The organism is Pseudomonas sp. LBUM1653 (assembly GCF_059716115.1).
Genome location: NZ_CP166803.1, coordinates 1,824,263 through 1,840,619, shown reverse-complemented (window position 1 = coordinate 1,840,619; position 16,357 = coordinate 1,824,263). Strand labels below are relative to the sequence as shown.

The window sequence follows — 16,357 nt, the reverse complement described above, 5'->3', positions numbered from 1 at the left end:
ACCAGGCCTCATTATTATTCGCCGACGCTGATCTTCAGGCCAGCAGCTATTGCAAAGGGTGTCAGGGTTATCGCCAGCGCGGTCAGGCTGCCAAGCCACAACAGATAACCGGTCGCCGGCATGCCCTGCAAGGCTGCCTGCAAGGCGCCACTGCCAAGAATCAACACCGGGATATACAGCGGCAGAATCAGCAACGCCAGCAACAGGCCGCCGCGCTTTAAACCGACCGTCAACGCCGCGCCTACCGCACCGAGCAGGCTCAGTACCGGTGTACCCAGCAATAAAGAAAGCAGCAACACCGGCAGACAGGCGGCAGGCAAACCGAGCATCAACGCCAGTAAAGGCGCGAGCAAAACCAGTGCCAGGCCGGAAAACGCCCAGTGTGCCAGCACCTTGGCCAGAACCAGAAGAGCCAGGGGGTGCGGCGAAAGGACCCACTGCTCCAGCGATCCGTCTTCGAAATCACTGCGGAAAAGCCCGTCCAGCGAGAGCAGGACCGATAAAAGAGCCGCCACCCAGACCAACCCCGGCGACAAGGTTTGCAACAATTGAGACTCGGGACCGACCGCCAGCGGGAACAGCGAAACGACGATGGCGAAGAACACCAGCGGGTTGGCCAGTTCAGCCGGACGGCGAAACAGCAGACGGGCCTCGCGGGCGACCAACAGGCCGAAAACACTCATACGGCCCAGTTCCCCAGATCAATGTCGCGATAAGCCGCCGGCATGCGGCTCAGGGTGTGGTGAGTGGTCAAGACAACCATGCCACCGCGCTCGCAGTGGCCGGCCAGGTGTTCTTCGAGCTGCGCCACGCCCTGCTTGTCGAGGGCAGTGAACGGCTCATCGAGTATCCACAGCGGCGGGCTGTCCAGATAGAGCCGCGCCAATGCCACGCGGCGCTGTTGACCGGCGGACAGGGTATGACAGGGAACATCCTCGAAACCCCGCAGCCCGACAGCCGCCAGGGCTTGCCAGATCGCCTCGTGTGAAGCCGGTTGATGCAGGGCGCACAGCCAGCTCAGGTTCTCTTGCGGGGTCAGCAAGTCCTTGATGCCGGCGGCATGGCCGATCCACAGCAGATTGCGTGCAAGCTCCGTGCGTTGCTCGCTCAGCGGCTGACCATTGAGCAGCACTTGACCGGCGGTCGGGTGCATCAAGCCGGATAACAGGCGCAACAGGCTGGTCTTGCCACTGCCGTTGGGGCCACTTATCTGTACCATTTCGCCACTGGCCATTCTCAAATCGAGATTTTCGAAGAGCAGCCGAAGGTCTCGCTCACAGGCAAGGGCAACGGTTTGCAGGACTGGACTGATCAAGGGTTCACGGGCCTTATACGGTTCAAGTCGGCGCTGGCGCGGCCGCTAAAGAGATGCAGAATAAAGGTATTGGCGGCCCGAACGAGAGAGCTGCGTCAATTAACTGCGAAATTTACCGCACTCTGTATACAACGGGCGGCATTATACATGCCATTTCCTACTCTAAAGCGTGCAATTTCCCAAGGTTGTGACCGCGTATGACAGGCGAAATGAACATCCTCCCGCTACCGCAGGCCACCTCGGCGGCAACGCGTCCGCTAGCGGTCAGTGGCGAGCTGCTCAAGCTGCTGACACCGATGGAGGGCCTGATCACCGCCGGTCAGACCGCCAAGGCTGAAGTGCTGTCGCTCAAGCAGGCGGATCAGGCCTTTCAATTGCTGCTCAAGCTCACCCTCGAAAACGGCCGGCAGACCACGCTCCAGGCCACCAGCAATCAACCCTTGGCCCAAGGCACCAGCATCGCGGTCACCCAGCCTTCGGCGGGCAACCTGGCGGTCACCGTGCAGCAAGCCATCGCCGCCAGCGTCGCCACCCTCACCCGCATCGACACCGCGCAAGTGCCGGTGGGCACCCTGCTGCAGGGTAAGGTGCTGACCTCCCAGGTGTTGCCGACAGTGCCGGGGCAAGCCACGGTGTTTCGCTCGATGGTCAGCCTGCTCAACACAGCGCTGAGCGGCAGCACCCTCAGCATCGACAGCTCGCAGCCGTTGCGCATCGGCACCTTGCTCAGCGCACAGGTGCAGGACGGCCAGACCTTGAAGTTCGTGCCCTTGAGCAGCCGTCAGGAACAATTGGCCGTGTCCCAACAACTGGCCAACCAACAAAGCCGCCAAGGCTCGCTGGACGGCTTGCTCAAACTGCTGCAAAACCTGCCGGCCTCGGATCAGACCTCCAGCGACCTGCGCACGGCCGTGGACAGATTGCTCGCGGGCCTGCCGGACATCCAGCAATTGAGCAGCGCGAAAGGCCTGGCCCAGGCGCTGGCCAGCAGCGGTGCATTCCTGGAATCGAAACTGCTGGGCGGTCAGAACCTGGCGCCCGACATGAAAGGCGACTTGCTCAAACTGATCGGGCAATTGTCGTCCGGGCTGCCGGCCAGCACCCATCTCAGCGCGATCATCGCCGCCAACACCCTGGCCCAGGCCATGCCGAGTTTCGTGCGCAATGCTCTGGGCATGCTTGGCCAGGTCAGCGCCAAGCCGTCGCCGACCGGTTTTCCGCTGCCGGAGCGATTGTTGCAAAGCGCCGAAGGTGAAGACGATCTGGAACACCTGCTGCGCCTGGCCGCAGCGGCGGTTTCACGCCTTCAAAGCCACCAGCTGTCCAGCCTCGAGCAGACCGGCGTCACGCCGGACGGGCGACTGATGAGTACCTGGCAGCTGGAGATTCCGATGCGCAACCTGCAGGACATCGTGCCGTTCCAGATCAAGTTCCAGCGCGAAGAAGTACCCGAAAGAGAACAAGCCAAAGAACGCCACGAGGAACGCCCGCCCAGGCAACAACTCTGGCGCATCGAACTGGCGTTCGACATGGAACCGCTCGGGCCGTTGCAGGTTCAGGCACAGCTGATCCAGGGCAGCCTCAGCAGCCAGCTGTGGGCCGAACGCGCCTACACCGCCAGCCTGATCGAAAGCAACCTGGCGGCATTGCGCCAACGAATGCTGGCAGCAGGGCTGAACGTCGGCGATCTCGACTGCCACCTCGGCAAACCACCCCAAGGTCCGCAAACACGCCTCGAACAACGCTGGGTCGACGAAAACGCATGAATAACCCCAACGCCCCACGCCAGGCCATCGCCCTCAAGTACGACGGCACCCACGCCCCTACCCTCACTGCCAAGGGCGATGAAGAACTGGCGGAAGAAATCCTGCGCATTGCTCGCGACTGCGAAGTCCCGATCTATGAGAATGCCGAACTGGTGAGTCTGCTGGCGCGAATGGAGTTGGGGGACAGTATTCCGCAGGAACTGTATCTAACGATTGCCGAGATCATTGCGTTTGCGTGGAATTTGAAAGGTAAGTTTCCGGTGGGGCAGGAAGCGGATGCGGTGATAGTGGAACGCGATACAACTGAGCAGGGAGACGATTATTGAGATGGCAAAGTGTTGGCTGCCCTCATTTGGAGTGGCAGCCAACACGACAACTTGGAGCAATACCTCAATCAGGCATCGCGCCCACTATTTTCAAATCGAATATCACCCGCGATCACTTTGCCATCTTTTATAAAAAGATAAAAAGAAATACTCAACCCTACAAAGGGGAGCAGATGTTGCTTCCCCACGAATTCACTCCCGGGCACATCATAAAGCTTACTATCAAGTGCGGACCGAACCGTCCCCTTCGCCCTGGGCGTTATGACTGGCCAACTCGGATCTTCCAACTCAAAAGATTCAATGATCCCGGTGTGACGAACTGACTGTTGCTCCATGCAATGTACTCCTTAAAATCAAAACCGATACTTTAATGATCGAACTTGCAACGCAAGCTCGATTACAAACTAAGGATTTCGACAAAAAGGCACAACTATCATAAGTAACGGGATTATTTTTCTTTGAAGAACCGCAATAGCCAAAGACTCTGACCGAGAATCAAACCATTGATAAGGCCAGTCCCAAGGACTATTGAGGGGTCGAGGACGCCATCGCTACCCCTCTGATTGATCGTTCCCACGCTCTGCGTGGGAATGCAGCCCGTGACGCTCTGCGTCACATCCTGGAAGCGGAACGCGGAGCGTCCCAAGAGGCATTCCCACGCAGAGCGTGGGAACGATCCGGCGAATGCTTAGTTCTTGTGCACCTTGCTCATCAACTCCGCCTCGGCCTGGGTCAAGCCGCAGGACTGGGTCAGTTCGTCGACACTGGCGCCCATCCCGACCAGTTTCGCCGCTTGGGCAAATGACAGGCTCTTGGGATCGCGCTGTTCCAGCCGGGTCAGTTGGTCCGGCAATGGCGCGACGATCGCCCGCAATTCATGCAGGTCTTCGCCCATGCGCACATTGCCGTCCTGGTAATTGTCGACGCGCCTGCCCAGGTCCCTGATGCGTTGATCACGCTGCGCATCGCCCTGGGCCTGTTGCGCAGCGATCAGCTTTTGCCCGCGGATGTAGGCCAAAAACATTGCAAGCGTTCCTGCCCAGAACAGGAACAGGACAATGACCGCCACCTCAAGAATCAATCAGATATTCTCCAGGTCCGACCATTCTTCTTCACTCATCATCTTGTCCAGTTCGACAAGGATCAGCAGTTCGTTGTTCTTGTTGCACACGCCTTGAATGAACTTGGCGGACTCTTCGTTACCGACGTTCGGCGCTGTCTCGATTTCCGACTGACGCAGGTAAACCACCTCGGCCACGCTGTCGACCATGATCCCGACCACTTGCTTGTCGGCTTCGATGATGACGATGCGGGTGTTGTCGCTGATTTCGGCATTCATCAGGCCGAAGCGCTGACGGGTGTCGATCACGGTGACCACGTTGCCGCGCAGGTTGATGATACCCAGCACATAACTCGGAGCGCCCGGTACCGGGGCGATTTCGGTGTAGCGCAGGACTTCCTGGACGCGCATCACGTTGATTCCGTAGGTCTCGTTGTCCAGTTTGAAGGTGACCCATTGCAGGATCGGATCTTCGGAACCCTTTGCCGCCGTCGCCTTGTCATTCATACCCTGATCCCCTCAAGAAACCGCCCTGGCGGTGTTGTTCTGTTATTTAGTTTTATGGGGCGGCTTGGTGCCGCCCATGTGCCTGGCCCCACCGCTGGCGATCAACTCGGCCAGTTCGGAGACATCGAGCAATGCACACATGTGTTCAATCACTGTGCCCGCCAGCCACGGCCGTTGGCCACGGTGGCTGCGCCATTTGATTTCGTTCGGGTCCAGGCGCAACGAGCGACTGACCTGATGCACCGCCAGCCCCCACTCGTAGCCCTGGACGGAAATCACGTATTGCAGGCCCTGCTTGAAGTCCTCGCGGTAACGATCGGGCATGACCCAACGTGCCGTGTCCAGCACCTTCAGGTTGCCTGCCTGGCTCGGCAGGATGCCGAGGAACCACTCCGGCTGGCCGAACAACGACGTCAGCTCGTGACCTGCCAGTGGATAGATCGAGCCCAGGCACACCAGCGGTACCGCCAGGGTCAACCCGGCGACATCGAACAGCAGGCATTCGAAGGGTTCGGCCGCCCAGGCAGGACGACCGCCGGTTTCTACCGGTGGCGGCGTGTTAGCGGGTGGCAGATGGACTTCGACGACCGGAGGCACCAAGACTTGATGCACTTCGACGGGCGGCGGTACAAGGGCTTGCAACAACGGAGTGATGGTCGATACTGCCGCAAAAACGGGTGCCGGGGTTTCGACCACGGCAACGGGTGTCTTCGCCACCGGAGCTACCACCTGTGCGGTAGCCACTACGGCATCGTGGGCCTGCTCTTCAAGCACTGCGGCCTGGAATTCGTCCAGCACGGCCTCAACTGCGATCACCTCGGGAGGCGTTTCGATTTCCGCTGCGTATTCTTCGGTGATGTCTTGCAGCAGGCTGTCCAGATAGGATTGAAGCGCCAGTTGCGGACGCGATGTGATCTTTAATGGCCGGTTCATGGGCGCGCACCTGTAGGAGCTGCCGCAGGCTGCGATCTTTTAGCGATTTCAGACGCGCCGCAAAGCCAGATCAAAAAATCGCAGCCTGCGGCAGCTCCTACAGGGATCGGGCTCATTCTCATGCCACCTGCGCAACAAGTTGCGCTGCCAGCAGATGCTTGAGCAACGCGCGGTAGGCGACGACGCCACGGCTCTTGCCGTCGAACTGCGAAGGCGTCAGCCCCGCCCGGCTGGCATCGCGCAGGCGCGTATCGACGGGGATGTAGCCTTGCCAGATTTCTTGCGGAAACTTGTCGCGCAAAACCCGCAGCGTACCGAGGGACGCCTGCGTGCGGCGATCGAACAGGGTCGGCACGATGGTGAACGGCAAGGCCTGCTTGCGCGAACGATTGATCATCGCCAGGGTGTTGACCATGCGCTCCAGGCCTTTGACCGCCAGGTGTTCGGTCTGCACCGGGATCACCAGTTGCTGGCTCGCCGCCAAGGCATTGACCATCAGCACCCCGAGCAACGGAGGGCTGTCGATCACCGCGTAATCGAAGTCCTGCCACAACTGCGCCAGGCTCTTGGCAATCACCAGGCCCAGGCCACTCTGGCCCGGCGACTGGCGTTCGAGGGTGGCCAGCGCCGTGCTCGATGGCAACAGGGAAATGGATTCGTGACTGGTGGGCAGCAACAGCTGACCGGGCAGGCCCTGGGGCACGCTGCCTTTATGCAGAAACAGGTCGTAGCTGCTGTGCTCCAGGCTGTCTGGGTCGTAACCGAAATAGCTGGTCATGGAGCCGTGGGGGTCGAGATCGACCACGACCACGCGCTTGCCCGCCTCGGCCAGCAACCCGGCTAAAGCGATGGAGGAAGTGGTTTTACCGACACCACCCTTTTGATTGGCGACTGCCCAGACTCTCATTCGATTGTTCCTCCCGGCCGGTCGACCGGGAATTAGCTCAACGTGTTAATGCGGGCGACGGAGAATTGACGGCGCTCTCTCGTACCGGCGACATAACCTTGGTCGGTGCAGTTTGTGTGCCAGCACGCTTCAAGGCGGCATCCGGTTGTGCATTGGCGGCTCCGGTAGCCGTGAGACTGCGACGCACGTCCAGATTGCGCGACACCACCAGCACCACCCGACGGTTGCGCGCCCGGCCCTCGGCCGTGGCGTTATTGGCCACCGGCTGGAATTCGCCATACCCCACCGACGCCAAGCGACCAGGGTTTACCCCTTGCATAGCGAGCATGCGCACGATGCTGGCGGAACGGGCCGACGACAGTTCCCAGTTGGTCGGGTACTGCGAGGTACGGATAGGCTGATCGTCGGTGAAGCCTTCGACGTGGATCGGGTTGTCGAACGGTTTCAGGATCGCCGCAACCTTGTCGATGATGTTGAAGGCAATGTCGCTGGGCATGGCATCGCCGCTGCCGAACAACAGGCTGGAATTGAGTTCGATCTCGACCCACAACTCGTTGCCGCGCACGGTCATCTGCTTGGAGCTGATCAGGTCGCCGAAGGCCGCGCTGATGTCATCGGCGATGCTCTTGAGCGGATCGCTGGCACCAGAGACACCGGCATCGACCTGGTCAATGTCCTTGACCAACGGCTTGGCCGGGGTCACGGTCTTCGGTCGCTCTTCACCGATGGGGATCGGCTTGAGCGCGCGATCGGTATCGGTAAAGACCCCGATCAGCGCCTCGGAAATGACTTTGTACTTGCCTTCGTTGATCGACGAAATCGAGTACATCACCACGAAAAACGCGAACAGCAAAGTGATGAAGTCGGCGTAGGAAACCAGCCAACGCTCATGGTTTACATGTTCATCATGCTGACGACGACGAGCCATAGTCCATTACCCCCATCAATCCATGAAGCCCTGGAGCTTCAACTCGATAGAGCGCGGGTTTTCACCTTCGGCGATCGACAGGATCCCTTCCAGCAACATTTCGCGATAACGCGACTGGCGCAACGCGACGGACTTGAGTTTGGCGGCAATCGGCAACAACACCAGGTTGGCACTGGCCACGCCATAGATGGTGGCGACGAAGGCCACGGCGATGCCATTGCCCAGCTGGGACGGATCGCCCAGGTTGCCCATGACATGAATCAGGCCCATCACCGCACCGATGATGCCGATGGTCGGCGCATAACCGCCCATGCTTTCGAAGACCTTGGCGGCTTCGATGTCGCGGCTTTCCTGGGTGTAGAAGTCCACCTCCAGGATGCTGCGGATAGCTTCCGGCTCGACGCCATCGACCAGCAATTGCAGGCCTTTGCGCGAGTAGTTGTCGGGTTCGGCATCGGCCACCCCTTCCAGCCCGAGCAGGCCTTCCTTGCGGGCGGTCAGGCTCCAGTTGACGACGCGATCGATGCCGCCGGCCAGGTCGACCCGCGGAGGGAACAGGATCCACCCCAGGATCTGCATGGCACGCTTGAAAGCGCTCATGGGCGATTGCAGCAACGCCGCGCCAATGGTCCCGCCCAGCACGATCAACGCGGCTGGGCCGTTGGCCAGCGCACCGATATGTCCGCCTTCGAGGTAGTTGCCGCCAATGATGGCGACGAACGCCATGATGATGCCGATGAGACTTAAAACGTCCATCAGACACACGCCTCGACGATGTGCCGGCCGATGTCGTCAAGTGCATACACCGCGTCGGCCAGTTCGGCTTTGACGATGGCCATGGGCATGCCATAGATCACGCAGCTGGCTTCATCCTGGGCCCAGATCGAACTGCCGCTCTGCTTGAGCAGGCGCGCGCCTTCGCGACCGTCCGCGCCCATGCCGGTCAGGACCACCGCCAGAACTTTGTCGCCGTAGGACTTGGCCGCCGAACCGAAGGTGATGTCCACGCACGGCTTGTAGTTCAAGCGCTCGTCGCCCGGGAGGATTTTCACCGCACCCCGGCCATCGATCATCATCTGCTTGCCACCTGGCGCCAACAACGCCAGGCCCGGGCGCAGGATGTCGCCGTCCTCGGCTTCCTTGACGTGGATCCGGCAGAGCTTGTCCAGGCGTTCGGCGAACGCCTTGGTGAAGGCTGCCGGCATGTGCTGGACCAACACGATGGGGGCCGGGAAGTTGGCTGGCAGCTGGGTCAGTACCCGCTGCAAGGCCACCGGGCCGCCGGTGGACGTACCGATGGCCACCAGTTTGTAGGCTTTGCGTTTCGGCGCTGGCGACGACGGTGCGTGCGCAGGTGCACGGGTCGGGATCGGAGCGGGGGCCGGGCGAACAGGCGCGCTGCTGCCATAACCGATGGTGCTCGCAGGCGTTGGCGTCGGAGCCGGAGGGGCCACCGGCGCCGGCGCGCTGTAGCTGCTGACACGACGATTACTGCGCGAGATGCTGAGAATCTTCTCGCACAGCAGTTGTTTGACCTTCTCGGGGTTGCGCGAGATGTCTTCGAAGTTCTTCGGCAGGAAGTCCACCGCGCCGGCATCCAGCGCGTCCAGGGTGACCCGGGCGCCTTCATGGGTCAGCGAGGAAAACATCAGGACCGGGGTCGGGCAGCGCTGCATGATGTGCCGTACCGCGGTGATGCCGTCCATCATCGGCATCTCGTAGTCCATGGTGATCACGTCCGGCTTGAGGGCCAACGCTTGATCAATCGCCTCTTTGCCGTTGGTCGCCGTGCCGACGACCTGGATATTCGGATCCGCTGAAAGAATTTCCGAGACGCGGCGGCGGAAAAACCCCGAATCGTCCACCACCAGGACCTTGACTGCCATAAACACTCCATTAGACGCAGCGGGGCATCAGTCGCCACCGCTGCGCCAGAATCAAATACGCCGTGTGGCGTAACGCTTGAGCATGCTCGGAACATCGAGAATCAGCGCGATGCGGCCGTCACCGGTAATGGTGGCGCCCGACATGCCCGGGGTTCCCTGGAGCATTTTGCCCAATGGCTTGATGACCACTTCTTCCTGGCCCACCAGCTGGTCGACGACAAAGCCGATCCGCTGGGTGCCCACCGAAAGGATCACCACATGGCCTTCGCGCTGCTCTTCGTGAGCGGCGGAGCTGACCAGCCAGCGCTTGAGGTAGAACAACGGCAGTGCCTTGTCCCGCACGATCACCACTTCCTGGCCGTCCACCACGTTGGTGCGCGACAGGTCGAGGTGGAAGATCTCGTTGACGTTCACCAGCGGGAAGGCGAACGCCTGGTTGCCGAGCATGACCATCAGGGTCGGCATGATCGCCAGGGTCAGCGGCACCTTGATGACGATCTTCGATCCCTGGCCCTTGGCCGAGTAGATGTTGATCGAACCGTTGAGCTGGGAGATCTTGGTTTTCACCACGTCCATGCCCACGCCACGACCCGACACGTCGGAGATCTCGGTCTTGGTCGAGAAGCCCGGGGCGAAGATCAGGTTGTAGCACTCGGTATCGCTCAAGCGGTCGGCCGCGTCCTTGTCCATCACCCCGCGTTTTACCGCGATGGCGCGCAGGACGTTAGGGTCCATGCCTTTGCCGTCGTCGGAGATCGACAGCAGGATATGGTCGCCTTCCTGCTCCGCTGCGAGGATGACCTTGCCGCCACGGGACTTGCCCGAGGCTTCGCGTTCTTCCGGCGATTCGATGCCGTGGTCGACGGCGTTGCGCACCAAGTGGACCAGCGGGTCGGCCAGGGCCTCGACGAGGTTCTTGTCGAGGTCGGTTTCTTCGCCGACCAGCTCCAGGTTGATCTCTTTCTTGAGCTGGCGCGCCAGGTCGCGAACCAGGCGCGGGAAGCGCCCGAAGACTTTCTTGATCGGCTGCATCCGGGTCTTCATGACCGCGGTCTGCAGGTCGGCCGTGACCACGTCGAGGTTCGACACGGCCTTGGACATGGCTTCGTCGGCGCTGTTGGCACCCAGGCGCACCAGGCGGTTACGCACCAGCACCAATTCGCCGACCATGTTCATGATTTCGTCGAGCCGCGCGGTATCGACCCGCACGGTGGTCTCGGCTTCGCTGGCCGGCTTTTCCGCTGGCGGCGCGGCCGGGGCACGGGCCGCAGCCGGTACCGCGGCGGCAACGGGTGCCGGCGCTTCGGCTTTCGGTTCGGGCGCCTTGGCCACGGGCTTGGGTGCGACAACCTTGGCGGTCGATGCCGCCACCGAGGCGCTCGAGCCGCTCGCCGCTGTCGCGGTGCCGACTTCGCTGAACTTGCCTTTGCCGTGCAATTCGTCGAGCAGTGCCTCGAATTCATGATCGCTGATCAGATCACTGCCGGCCGCCGCTGCGGTGGGCGCTGCCGGAACAGGCACCGCTGCGATGGCCGACTCCAGCGCCTCCACCGCAAAGTTGCCTTTGCCGTGCAGCTGGTCGAGCAAGGCTTCAAATTCTTCGTCGGTGATGTCGGAGCTATCGCCTGCCTCTTTAGGCGCTGGCGGCGCGACTGGCGCCGGGGCCACCGCGTCGACGGCGAATTTGCCTTTGCCGTGCAGTTGATCGAGCAACGACTCGAACTCGGCATCGGTGATTTCGTCGCTGCCAGCCGTATCGCTGGCAGGTGCCGGAGCAGCCGGCGCCTCGGCCTGGGCCTTGACGGCGTTCAGCGAGTCCAGCAGTTGTTCAAATTCGTTATCGGTAATATCGCCTGAATCGGCTTCAACCACAGCCGCTTCAACCACTGCGGCAACAGGCACAGTAGCCACCTCGTCAGCCGATTGCGGCTCGGCCAGACGGGCCAGTGCCGCCAGCAGCTCAGGTGTTGCAGCCGTGATCGGACTACGTTCGCGCACTTCGCTGAACATGCTGTTCACCGCATCCAGCGCTTCGAGGACCACGTCCATCAATTCCGAGTCGACGCGACGTTCGCCCTTGCGCAGGATGTCGAACACGTTCTCGGCGATGTGGCAGCACTCCACCAGCTCGTTGAGCTGGAGGAAGCCGGCGCCCCCTTTTACAGTGTGAAAACCGCGAAAAATTGCATTGAGCAAGTCCGCGTCATCCGGACGGCTTTCCAGCTCGACCAGTTGCTCGGACAGTTGCTCTAGAATCTCGCCGGCCTCAACCAGGAAATCCTGAAGGATCTCTTCATCGGCGCCGAAGCTCATTAAGGGGGGTGCTCCTACAGGTCTAAAAACCCAAAAAACCTAAAATTCCAAATTTCTAGAAACCCAGGCTGGATAGCAAATCGTCCACATCGTCCTGACCGGACATAACGTCTTCTCTTTTATCGGCATGAATCTGCGGACCTTCACCCTTGGAGAGATGTTTTTGTGGATCTTTTTCTGCAAGCATCGCCTCACGGTCATGTTCGATGCCCGCAAAGCGGTCCACCTGACTGGCCATCAGCACGAGCTTGAGCAGGTTGCTTTCTACTTCGGTGACCAGTTGGGTCACGCGCTTGATCACCTGGCCGGTAAGGTCCTGGTAATCCTGGGCGAGCAGAATGTCGTTAAGGTTGCTCGACACGGCGCGGTTGTCTGCGCTGCTGCGCGTAAGGAAACCGTCGACGCGCCGGGCCAGTTCACGAAACTCTTCAGCCCCGACTTCGCGCCGCATGAACCGTCCCCAGTCGGTACTCAAGCCCTGGGCTTCGTCAGCCAGGCTGTTGACCAGCGGCGTGGCGTTTTCCACCAGGTCCATGGTGCGGTTGGCGGCGGCTTCAGTCAGCTTGACCACATACCCCAGGCGTTCGGTGGCGTCGGTGATCTGTGACACTTCCTCGGCTTGCGGCATGTGCGGGTCAATCTGGAAATTGACGATCGCGCTATGCAACTCGCGGGTGAGCTTGCCCACTTCCTGGTACAGGCCACGGTCACGGGTCTGGTTGAGCTCATGGATCAATTGCACAGCATCGCCGAACCTGCCCTTTTCAAGGCTCGCGACCAATTCGACGGCGTGTTTTTTCAGGGTCGATTCAAAATCGCCCTGGGATGATTCGTTATGCCCCATAGCTCCCCCGTGGCGCAGTTCAACCGATGCGTTCGAAAATCTTCTCGATTTTTTCTTTCAACGCCTGGGCCGTGAAGGGTTTGACCACATAGCCGTTTACGCCGGCCTGGGCTGCTTCGATGATCTGCTCGCGCTTGGCTTCGGCAGTCACCATCAGCACTGGCAGGTGCTTGAGCTTTTCATCGGCGCGCACGTGGCGCAGCAGATCGATACCGGTCATGCCAGGCATGTTCCAGTCCGTCACCAGAAAGTCGATGCTCCCGCTGTTGAGTACCGGAATGGCGGTAGTGCCATCGTCGGCCTCGACCGTGTTGGTGAACCCAAGGTCACGCAACAGGTTTTTGATGATCCGCCGCATCGTTGAGAAGTCATCAACGATGAGGATTTTCATGTTCTTGTCCAATTCGACCTCCAAGCAGACTAAAACGCGCCCAGCACCTGGACGCGCCATTTCAATCAATCTGGCAAAACACTCGATGACTGTCTGGAGTACAACGGATCGAGACCGGTGCGGTTCATCACCCCACCAGCCGCGTCGCAGTGCCCCCACACTGCCTTCAGCGCGCTCGCCACTCTCCCAGACGCCCCCGCAAACGGGCCGCGCACTGGCTGTGTAACTGGCTGACCCGGGATTCGCTGACCCCCAGGACCTCGCCGATTTCCTTGAGATTCAACTCTTCGTCGTAGTACAGCGCCAACACCAAACGCTCACGCTCCGGCAAATTGGCAATCGCGTCCGCCAGCGCGGCCTGGAAGCGTTCATCTTCCAGATCGCGTGACGGTTCCAGATGAGCACTGGCGCCATCCTCGTGCAGCCCTTCGTGTTCGCCGTCCTGCAACAGGTCGTCGAAACTGAATAGCCGGCTGCCCAGGGTGTCGTTCAAAATCCCGTAGTAATCGTCAAGACTCAATTGGAGTTCGGCCGCAACTTCGTGATCTTTAGCGTCACGGCCGGTTTTCGCTTCAATCGAGCGAATGGCGTCGCTGACCATCCGCGTATTGCGGTGGACCGAACGAGGCGCCCAGTCGCCCTTGCGCACTTCATCGAGCATGGCGCCGCGGATGCGGATGCCCGCGTAGGTTTCGAAACTCGCGCCTTTGCTGGCGTCGTATTTGGTCGATACTTCCAGCAGGCCGATCATCCCGGCCTGGATCAGGTCTTCGACCTGGACACTGGCCGGCAGACGCGCCAGCAAGTGATAGGCAATGCGTTTAACCAGCGGCGCGTAACGCTCGATCAGCTCGTACTGCGCGTCACGCGCCGATGCCTTGTAGAGGTTGTAACCGCTGGCTGTCATAGCACCGGTCCTGCCGTTTGTTGCACGAGGCGCTCGACGAAAAATTCCAGGTGCCCACGCGGGTTGGCGGGCAGCGGCCAGGTATCGACCTTCTGCGCGATCGCCTTGAACGCCAGCGAGCACTTGGAGCGCGGGAAGGCCTCGTAGACGGCGCGCTGCTTCTGCACGGCCTTGCGCACGCTTTCGTCGTAAGGCACCGCACCGACATATTGTAAGGCGACGTCGAGGAAGCGGTCGGTGACCTTGGTCAACTTGGCGAACAGGTTGCGCCCTTCCTGCGGGCTCTGCGCCATGTTGGCCAGCACGCGGAAACGGTTCATGCCGTAATCGCGGTTGAGCAATTTGATCAACGCATAGGCGTCAGTGATCGAAGTCGGCTCGTCGCAGACCACCAGCAACACCTCCTGGGCCGCGCGCACGAAACTGACCACCGACTCACCAATGCCCGCAGCGGTGTCGATCACCAGCACGTCGAGATTGTCGCCGATGTCGCTGAAGGCCTGGATCAGGCCGGCGTGCTGGGCCGGGCTCAAATGAACCATGCTCTGGGTGCCGGACGCCGCCGGAACAATGCGGATGCCACCGGGGCCCTGCAACAGTACGTCGCGCAGCTCACAGCGGCCTTCGATCACGTCGGCCAGGGTACGTTTGGGTGTCAGCCCCAACAGAACGTCGACGTTCGCCAGGCCCAGGTCAGCGTCCAGCAGCATGACGCGCCGGCCAAGCTCAGCCAAAGCCAGGGACAAGTTCACTGACACGTTAGTTTTGCCGACGCCACCTTTGCCGCCGGTCACCGCGATCACCTGTACAGGATGCATGCTGCCCATGTTATTTCTTTACCTTGTTCTGCATAGACGGGGCCACATAACTGGCTGCGCGTTCACAACCGGAACAATGCATGGCAGGCCATCGATGTAGGGTACAAAAACTATTCATTGTTACCTCAGCCAACCTGCTTGGTCGGACTGTGGTAGATATCAGCGAACATGTCAGCCATGGCCTCTTCGCTGGGTTCTTCCTGCATTTGCACGCTGACGGCCCGACTGACCAGTTGATGACGACGCGGCAGATGCAGATCATCTGGAATCCGCGGGCCATCGGTCAGGTACGCCACCGGCAACTCATGGCTGATGGCCAGACTCAACACCTCACCCAGGCTTGCCGTTTCATCCAGTTTAGTCAGGATGCAGCCAGCGAGCCCACAACGCTTGTAACTGTGATAAGCGGCGGTTAGAACCTGTTTCTGGCTGGTGGTTGCCAGGACCAGATAATTCTTTGACCTGATGCCTCGAGCGGCCAGGCTTTCGAGCTGCATGCGCAGGGCCGGGTCGCTGGCTTGCAGGCCGGCGGTATCGATCAGCACCACGCGCTTGCGCAACAAGGGATCCAGCGCCTGGACCAGCGAGTGGCCCGGATCGACGTGGGTCACCGGCACATTGAGGATCCGCCCGAGGGTCTTGAGTTGCTCCTGGGCACCGATGCGAAAGCTGTCCATGCTCACCAGGGCAATGTTCTGCGCGCCGTACTTGAGCACGTAGCGGGCCGCCAGCTTGGCCAGGGTGGTGGTCTTGCCCATGCCGGCCGGGCCGACCATGGCAATCACGCCGCCCTCTTCCAGCGGTTCCATTTCCGGTGTGACGATCATCCGCGCCAGGTGCGCCAGCAACATGCGCCAGGCCTGACGGGGCTCTTCAATTTCGCTGACCAGCGCCAGCAAATCCCGCGACAACGGGCCGGACACGCCAATGCGTTGCAGGCGACGCCACAGGTTCGCCTGGTCCGGACGGCTGCCCTGCAGCTGGTTCCAGGCAAGGGAACCGAGTTGTACTTCCATGAGTTCGCGCAGGCTGTTGAGTTCCGAACGCATCGAGTCGAAGACCCGCGTATCCAGAGCGGCCGCCGGGGCAGGCGCCGGCGCGGGACGGCGCGGCTCGGCCAGGGTCGGTTCGATCAGCGGTTCGGCAGCCGTCAGTGGCAGGCCGGCAAACAGCTGTTGATTGGTATTTTTGTCGCTGTCGCTCTCGCCTCGCAGGCTCAATTCGGCCTGGGCAGTGACGATCCGTGACTGAGTCTTGCGCAGCTCGTCCTCGAGCTCCATGTTCGGGACGCGCGGGGCCAGCGCCGACAGTTGGTAATCCAGGGCAGCCGTCAGCTCGACACCACCGGCGATGCGGCGGTTGCCAATGATCGCGGCATCGGCACCCAGCTCCTCACGAACCAGCTTCATGGCCTGACGCATATCGGCGGCGAAAAAACGCTTAACTTGCATAAACC

Annotated in this window: 18 protein-coding genes; 2 read left to right on the top strand and 16 right to left on the bottom strand. The window is 60.8% G+C overall.

The features are described 5' to 3' along the window. Nucleotides 1-14: 14 nt before the first annotated feature. Nucleotides 15-683 (bottom strand): heme exporter protein CcmB, encoded by a 669-nt coding sequence (ccmB, locus tag ACA054_RS08460; RefSeq protein WP_007980754.1) that lies wholly within the window; start codon nt 681-683, stop codon nt 15-17. Then, entirely contained in the window at nt 680-1,315 is a 636-nt protein-coding gene (gene ccmA / locus ACA054_RS08455) for a cytochrome c biogenesis heme-transporting ATPase CcmA (RefSeq protein WP_497688985.1), read from the bottom strand. Before ccmA ends, ccmB begins: the two co-directional genes overlap by 4 nt. A 197-nt stretch (nt 1,316-1,512) precedes the next feature. Between ccmA and fliK the strand changes: the two genes are divergently transcribed. Next, entirely contained in the window at nt 1,513-3,081 is a 1,569-nt protein-coding gene (fliK, locus tag ACA054_RS08450; RefSeq protein WP_497688984.1) for a flagellar hook-length control protein FliK, read from the top strand. Next, complete coding sequence (locus ACA054_RS08445; protein WP_497688983.1) at nt 3,078-3,407, top strand: EscU/YscU/HrcU family type III secretion system export apparatus switch protein; 330 nt, start codon at nt 3,078-3,080, stop codon at nt 3,405-3,407. The genes fliK and ACA054_RS08445 overlap by 4 nt, the downstream gene beginning before the upstream one ends. Before the next feature lie 68 nt (nt 3,408-3,475). Here the strand turns inward: ACA054_RS08445 and ACA054_RS08440 are convergent, their stop codons facing one another. From ACA054_RS08440 to flhF, 14 genes are all read right to left on the bottom strand, one after another. Beyond that, nucleotides 3,476-3,742 carry a hypothetical protein gene (locus ACA054_RS08440; RefSeq protein WP_497688982.1) on the bottom strand — a complete coding sequence of 89 codons (267 nt, stop codon included), beginning with the start codon at nt 3,740-3,742 and terminating at the stop codon, nt 3,476-3,478. A gap of 353 nt (nt 3,743-4,095) precedes the next feature. Next, nucleotides 4,096-4,488, bottom strand: a complete 393-nt coding sequence (locus tag ACA054_RS08435) for a DUF2802 domain-containing protein (RefSeq protein WP_497688981.1) — start codon at nt 4,486-4,488, stop codon at nt 4,096-4,098. Beyond that, the gene (locus tag ACA054_RS08430) at nt 4,489-4,974 is read right to left on the bottom strand and encodes a chemotaxis protein CheW (protein ID WP_007946765.1); all 486 of its coding nucleotides are present in this window, start codon (nt 4,972-4,974) and stop codon (nt 4,489-4,491) included. A 42-nt stretch (nt 4,975-5,016) separates the two neighbouring features. Further along, the gene (locus ACA054_RS08425; RefSeq protein ID WP_497688980.1) at nt 5,017-5,907 is read right to left on the bottom strand and encodes a CheW domain-containing protein; all 891 of its coding nucleotides are present in this window, start codon (nt 5,905-5,907) and stop codon (nt 5,017-5,019) included. Between the two features lie 118 nt (nt 5,908-6,025). Continuing rightward, nucleotides 6,026-6,814, bottom strand: a complete 789-nt coding sequence (locus tag ACA054_RS08420) for a ParA family protein (RefSeq protein WP_497688979.1) — start codon at nt 6,812-6,814, stop codon at nt 6,026-6,028. Between the two features lie 37 nt (nt 6,815-6,851). Continuing rightward, nucleotides 6,852-7,742 carry a flagellar motor protein MotD gene (motD, locus tag ACA054_RS08415; protein WP_497688978.1) on the bottom strand — a complete coding sequence of 297 codons (891 nt, stop codon included), beginning with the start codon at nt 7,740-7,742 and terminating at the stop codon, nt 6,852-6,854. A gap of 15 nt (nt 7,743-7,757) precedes the next feature. Continuing rightward, on the bottom strand, nt 7,758-8,498 hold the full coding sequence (locus tag ACA054_RS08410; protein WP_497688977.1) for a flagellar motor protein: 741 nt from the start codon (nt 8,496-8,498) through the stop codon (nt 7,758-7,760). Then, nucleotides 8,498-9,628 carry a protein-glutamate methylesterase/protein-glutamine glutaminase gene (locus ACA054_RS08405; protein WP_497688976.1) on the bottom strand — a complete coding sequence of 377 codons (1,131 nt, stop codon included), beginning with the start codon at nt 9,626-9,628 and terminating at the stop codon, nt 8,498-8,500. The genes ACA054_RS08410 and ACA054_RS08405 overlap by 1 nt, the downstream gene beginning before the upstream one ends. Before the next feature lie 51 nt (nt 9,629-9,679). Then, nucleotides 9,680-11,941 carry a chemotaxis protein CheA gene (locus tag ACA054_RS08400; RefSeq protein ID WP_497688975.1) on the bottom strand — a complete coding sequence of 754 codons (2,262 nt, stop codon included), beginning with the start codon at nt 11,939-11,941 and terminating at the stop codon, nt 9,680-9,682. A 55-nt stretch (nt 11,942-11,996) separates the two neighbouring features. Then, a complete protein-coding gene (locus tag ACA054_RS08395; protein WP_497688974.1) occupies nt 11,997-12,785 on the bottom strand; it encodes a protein phosphatase CheZ in 789 nt (262 codons plus the stop codon). A gap of 19 nt (nt 12,786-12,804) precedes the next feature. Next, the gene (locus tag ACA054_RS08390) at nt 12,805-13,176 is read right to left on the bottom strand and encodes a chemotaxis response regulator CheY (protein ID WP_003183998.1); all 372 of its coding nucleotides are present in this window, start codon (nt 13,174-13,176) and stop codon (nt 12,805-12,807) included. A gap of 166 nt (nt 13,177-13,342) precedes the next feature. Then, the gene (gene fliA / locus ACA054_RS08385) at nt 13,343-14,083 is read right to left on the bottom strand and encodes an RNA polymerase sigma factor FliA (RefSeq protein WP_008001745.1); all 741 of its coding nucleotides are present in this window, start codon (nt 14,081-14,083) and stop codon (nt 13,343-13,345) included. Beyond that, the gene (fleN, locus tag ACA054_RS08380) at nt 14,080-14,910 is read right to left on the bottom strand and encodes a flagellar synthesis regulator FleN (protein ID WP_007975361.1); all 831 of its coding nucleotides are present in this window, start codon (nt 14,908-14,910) and stop codon (nt 14,080-14,082) included. Before fleN ends, fliA begins: the two co-directional genes overlap by 4 nt. A 116-nt stretch (nt 14,911-15,026) precedes the next feature. Beyond that, the gene (flhF, locus tag ACA054_RS08375; RefSeq protein WP_497688973.1) at nt 15,027-16,352 is read right to left on the bottom strand and encodes a flagellar biosynthesis GTPase FlhF; all 1,326 of its coding nucleotides are present in this window, start codon (nt 16,350-16,352) and stop codon (nt 15,027-15,029) included. Nucleotides 16,353-16,357: the final 5 nt, after the last annotated feature.

Coding starts and splice junctions, on each gene's coding strand:
- ccmB (WP_007980754.1), bottom strand. CDS start 683: ATGAGTGTTTTCGGCCTGTTGGTCGCCCGCGAGGCCCGTCTGCTGTTT.
- fliK (WP_497688984.1), top strand. CDS start 1,513: ATGACAGGCGAAATGAACATCCTCCCGCTACCGCAGGCCACCTCGGCG.
- ACA054_RS08445 (WP_497688983.1), top strand. CDS start 3,078: ATGAATAACCCCAACGCCCCACGCCAGGCCATCGCCCTCAAGTACGAC.
- ACA054_RS08440 (WP_497688982.1), bottom strand. CDS start 3,742: ATGGAGCAACAGTCAGTTCGTCACACCGGGATCATTGAATCTTTTGAG.
- ACA054_RS08430 (WP_007946765.1), bottom strand. CDS start 4,974: ATGAATGACAAGGCGACGGCGGCAAAGGGTTCCGAAGATCCGATCCTG.
- ACA054_RS08425 (WP_497688980.1), bottom strand. CDS start 5,907: ATGAACCGGCCATTAAAGATCACATCGCGTCCGCAACTGGCGCTTCAA.
- ACA054_RS08420 (WP_497688979.1), bottom strand. CDS start 6,814: ATGAGAGTCTGGGCAGTCGCCAATCAAAAGGGTGGTGTCGGTAAAACC.
- motD (WP_497688978.1), bottom strand. CDS start 7,742: ATGGCTCGTCGTCGTCAGCATGATGAACATGTAAACCATGAGCGTTGG.
- ACA054_RS08410 (WP_497688977.1), bottom strand. CDS start 8,498: ATGGACGTTTTAAGTCTCATCGGCATCATCATGGCGTTCGTCGCCATC.
- ACA054_RS08405 (WP_497688976.1), bottom strand. CDS start 9,628: ATGGCAGTCAAGGTCCTGGTGGTGGACGATTCGGGGTTTTTCCGCCGC.
- ACA054_RS08400 (WP_497688975.1), bottom strand. CDS start 11,941: ATGAGCTTCGGCGCCGATGAAGAGATCCTTCAGGATTTCCTGGTTGAG.
- ACA054_RS08395 (WP_497688974.1), bottom strand. CDS start 12,785: ATGGGGCATAACGAATCATCCCAGGGCGATTTTGAATCGACCCTGAAA.
- ACA054_RS08390 (WP_003183998.1), bottom strand. CDS start 13,176: ATGAAAATCCTCATCGTTGATGACTTCTCAACGATGCGGCGGATCATC.
- fliA (WP_008001745.1), bottom strand. CDS start 14,083: ATGACAGCCAGCGGTTACAACCTCTACAAGGCATCGGCGCGTGACGCG.
- fleN (WP_007975361.1), bottom strand. CDS start 14,910: ATGGGCAGCATGCATCCTGTACAGGTGATCGCGGTGACCGGCGGCAAA.
- flhF (WP_497688973.1), bottom strand. CDS start 16,352: ATGCAAGTTAAGCGTTTTTTCGCCGCCGATATGCGTCAGGCCATGAAG.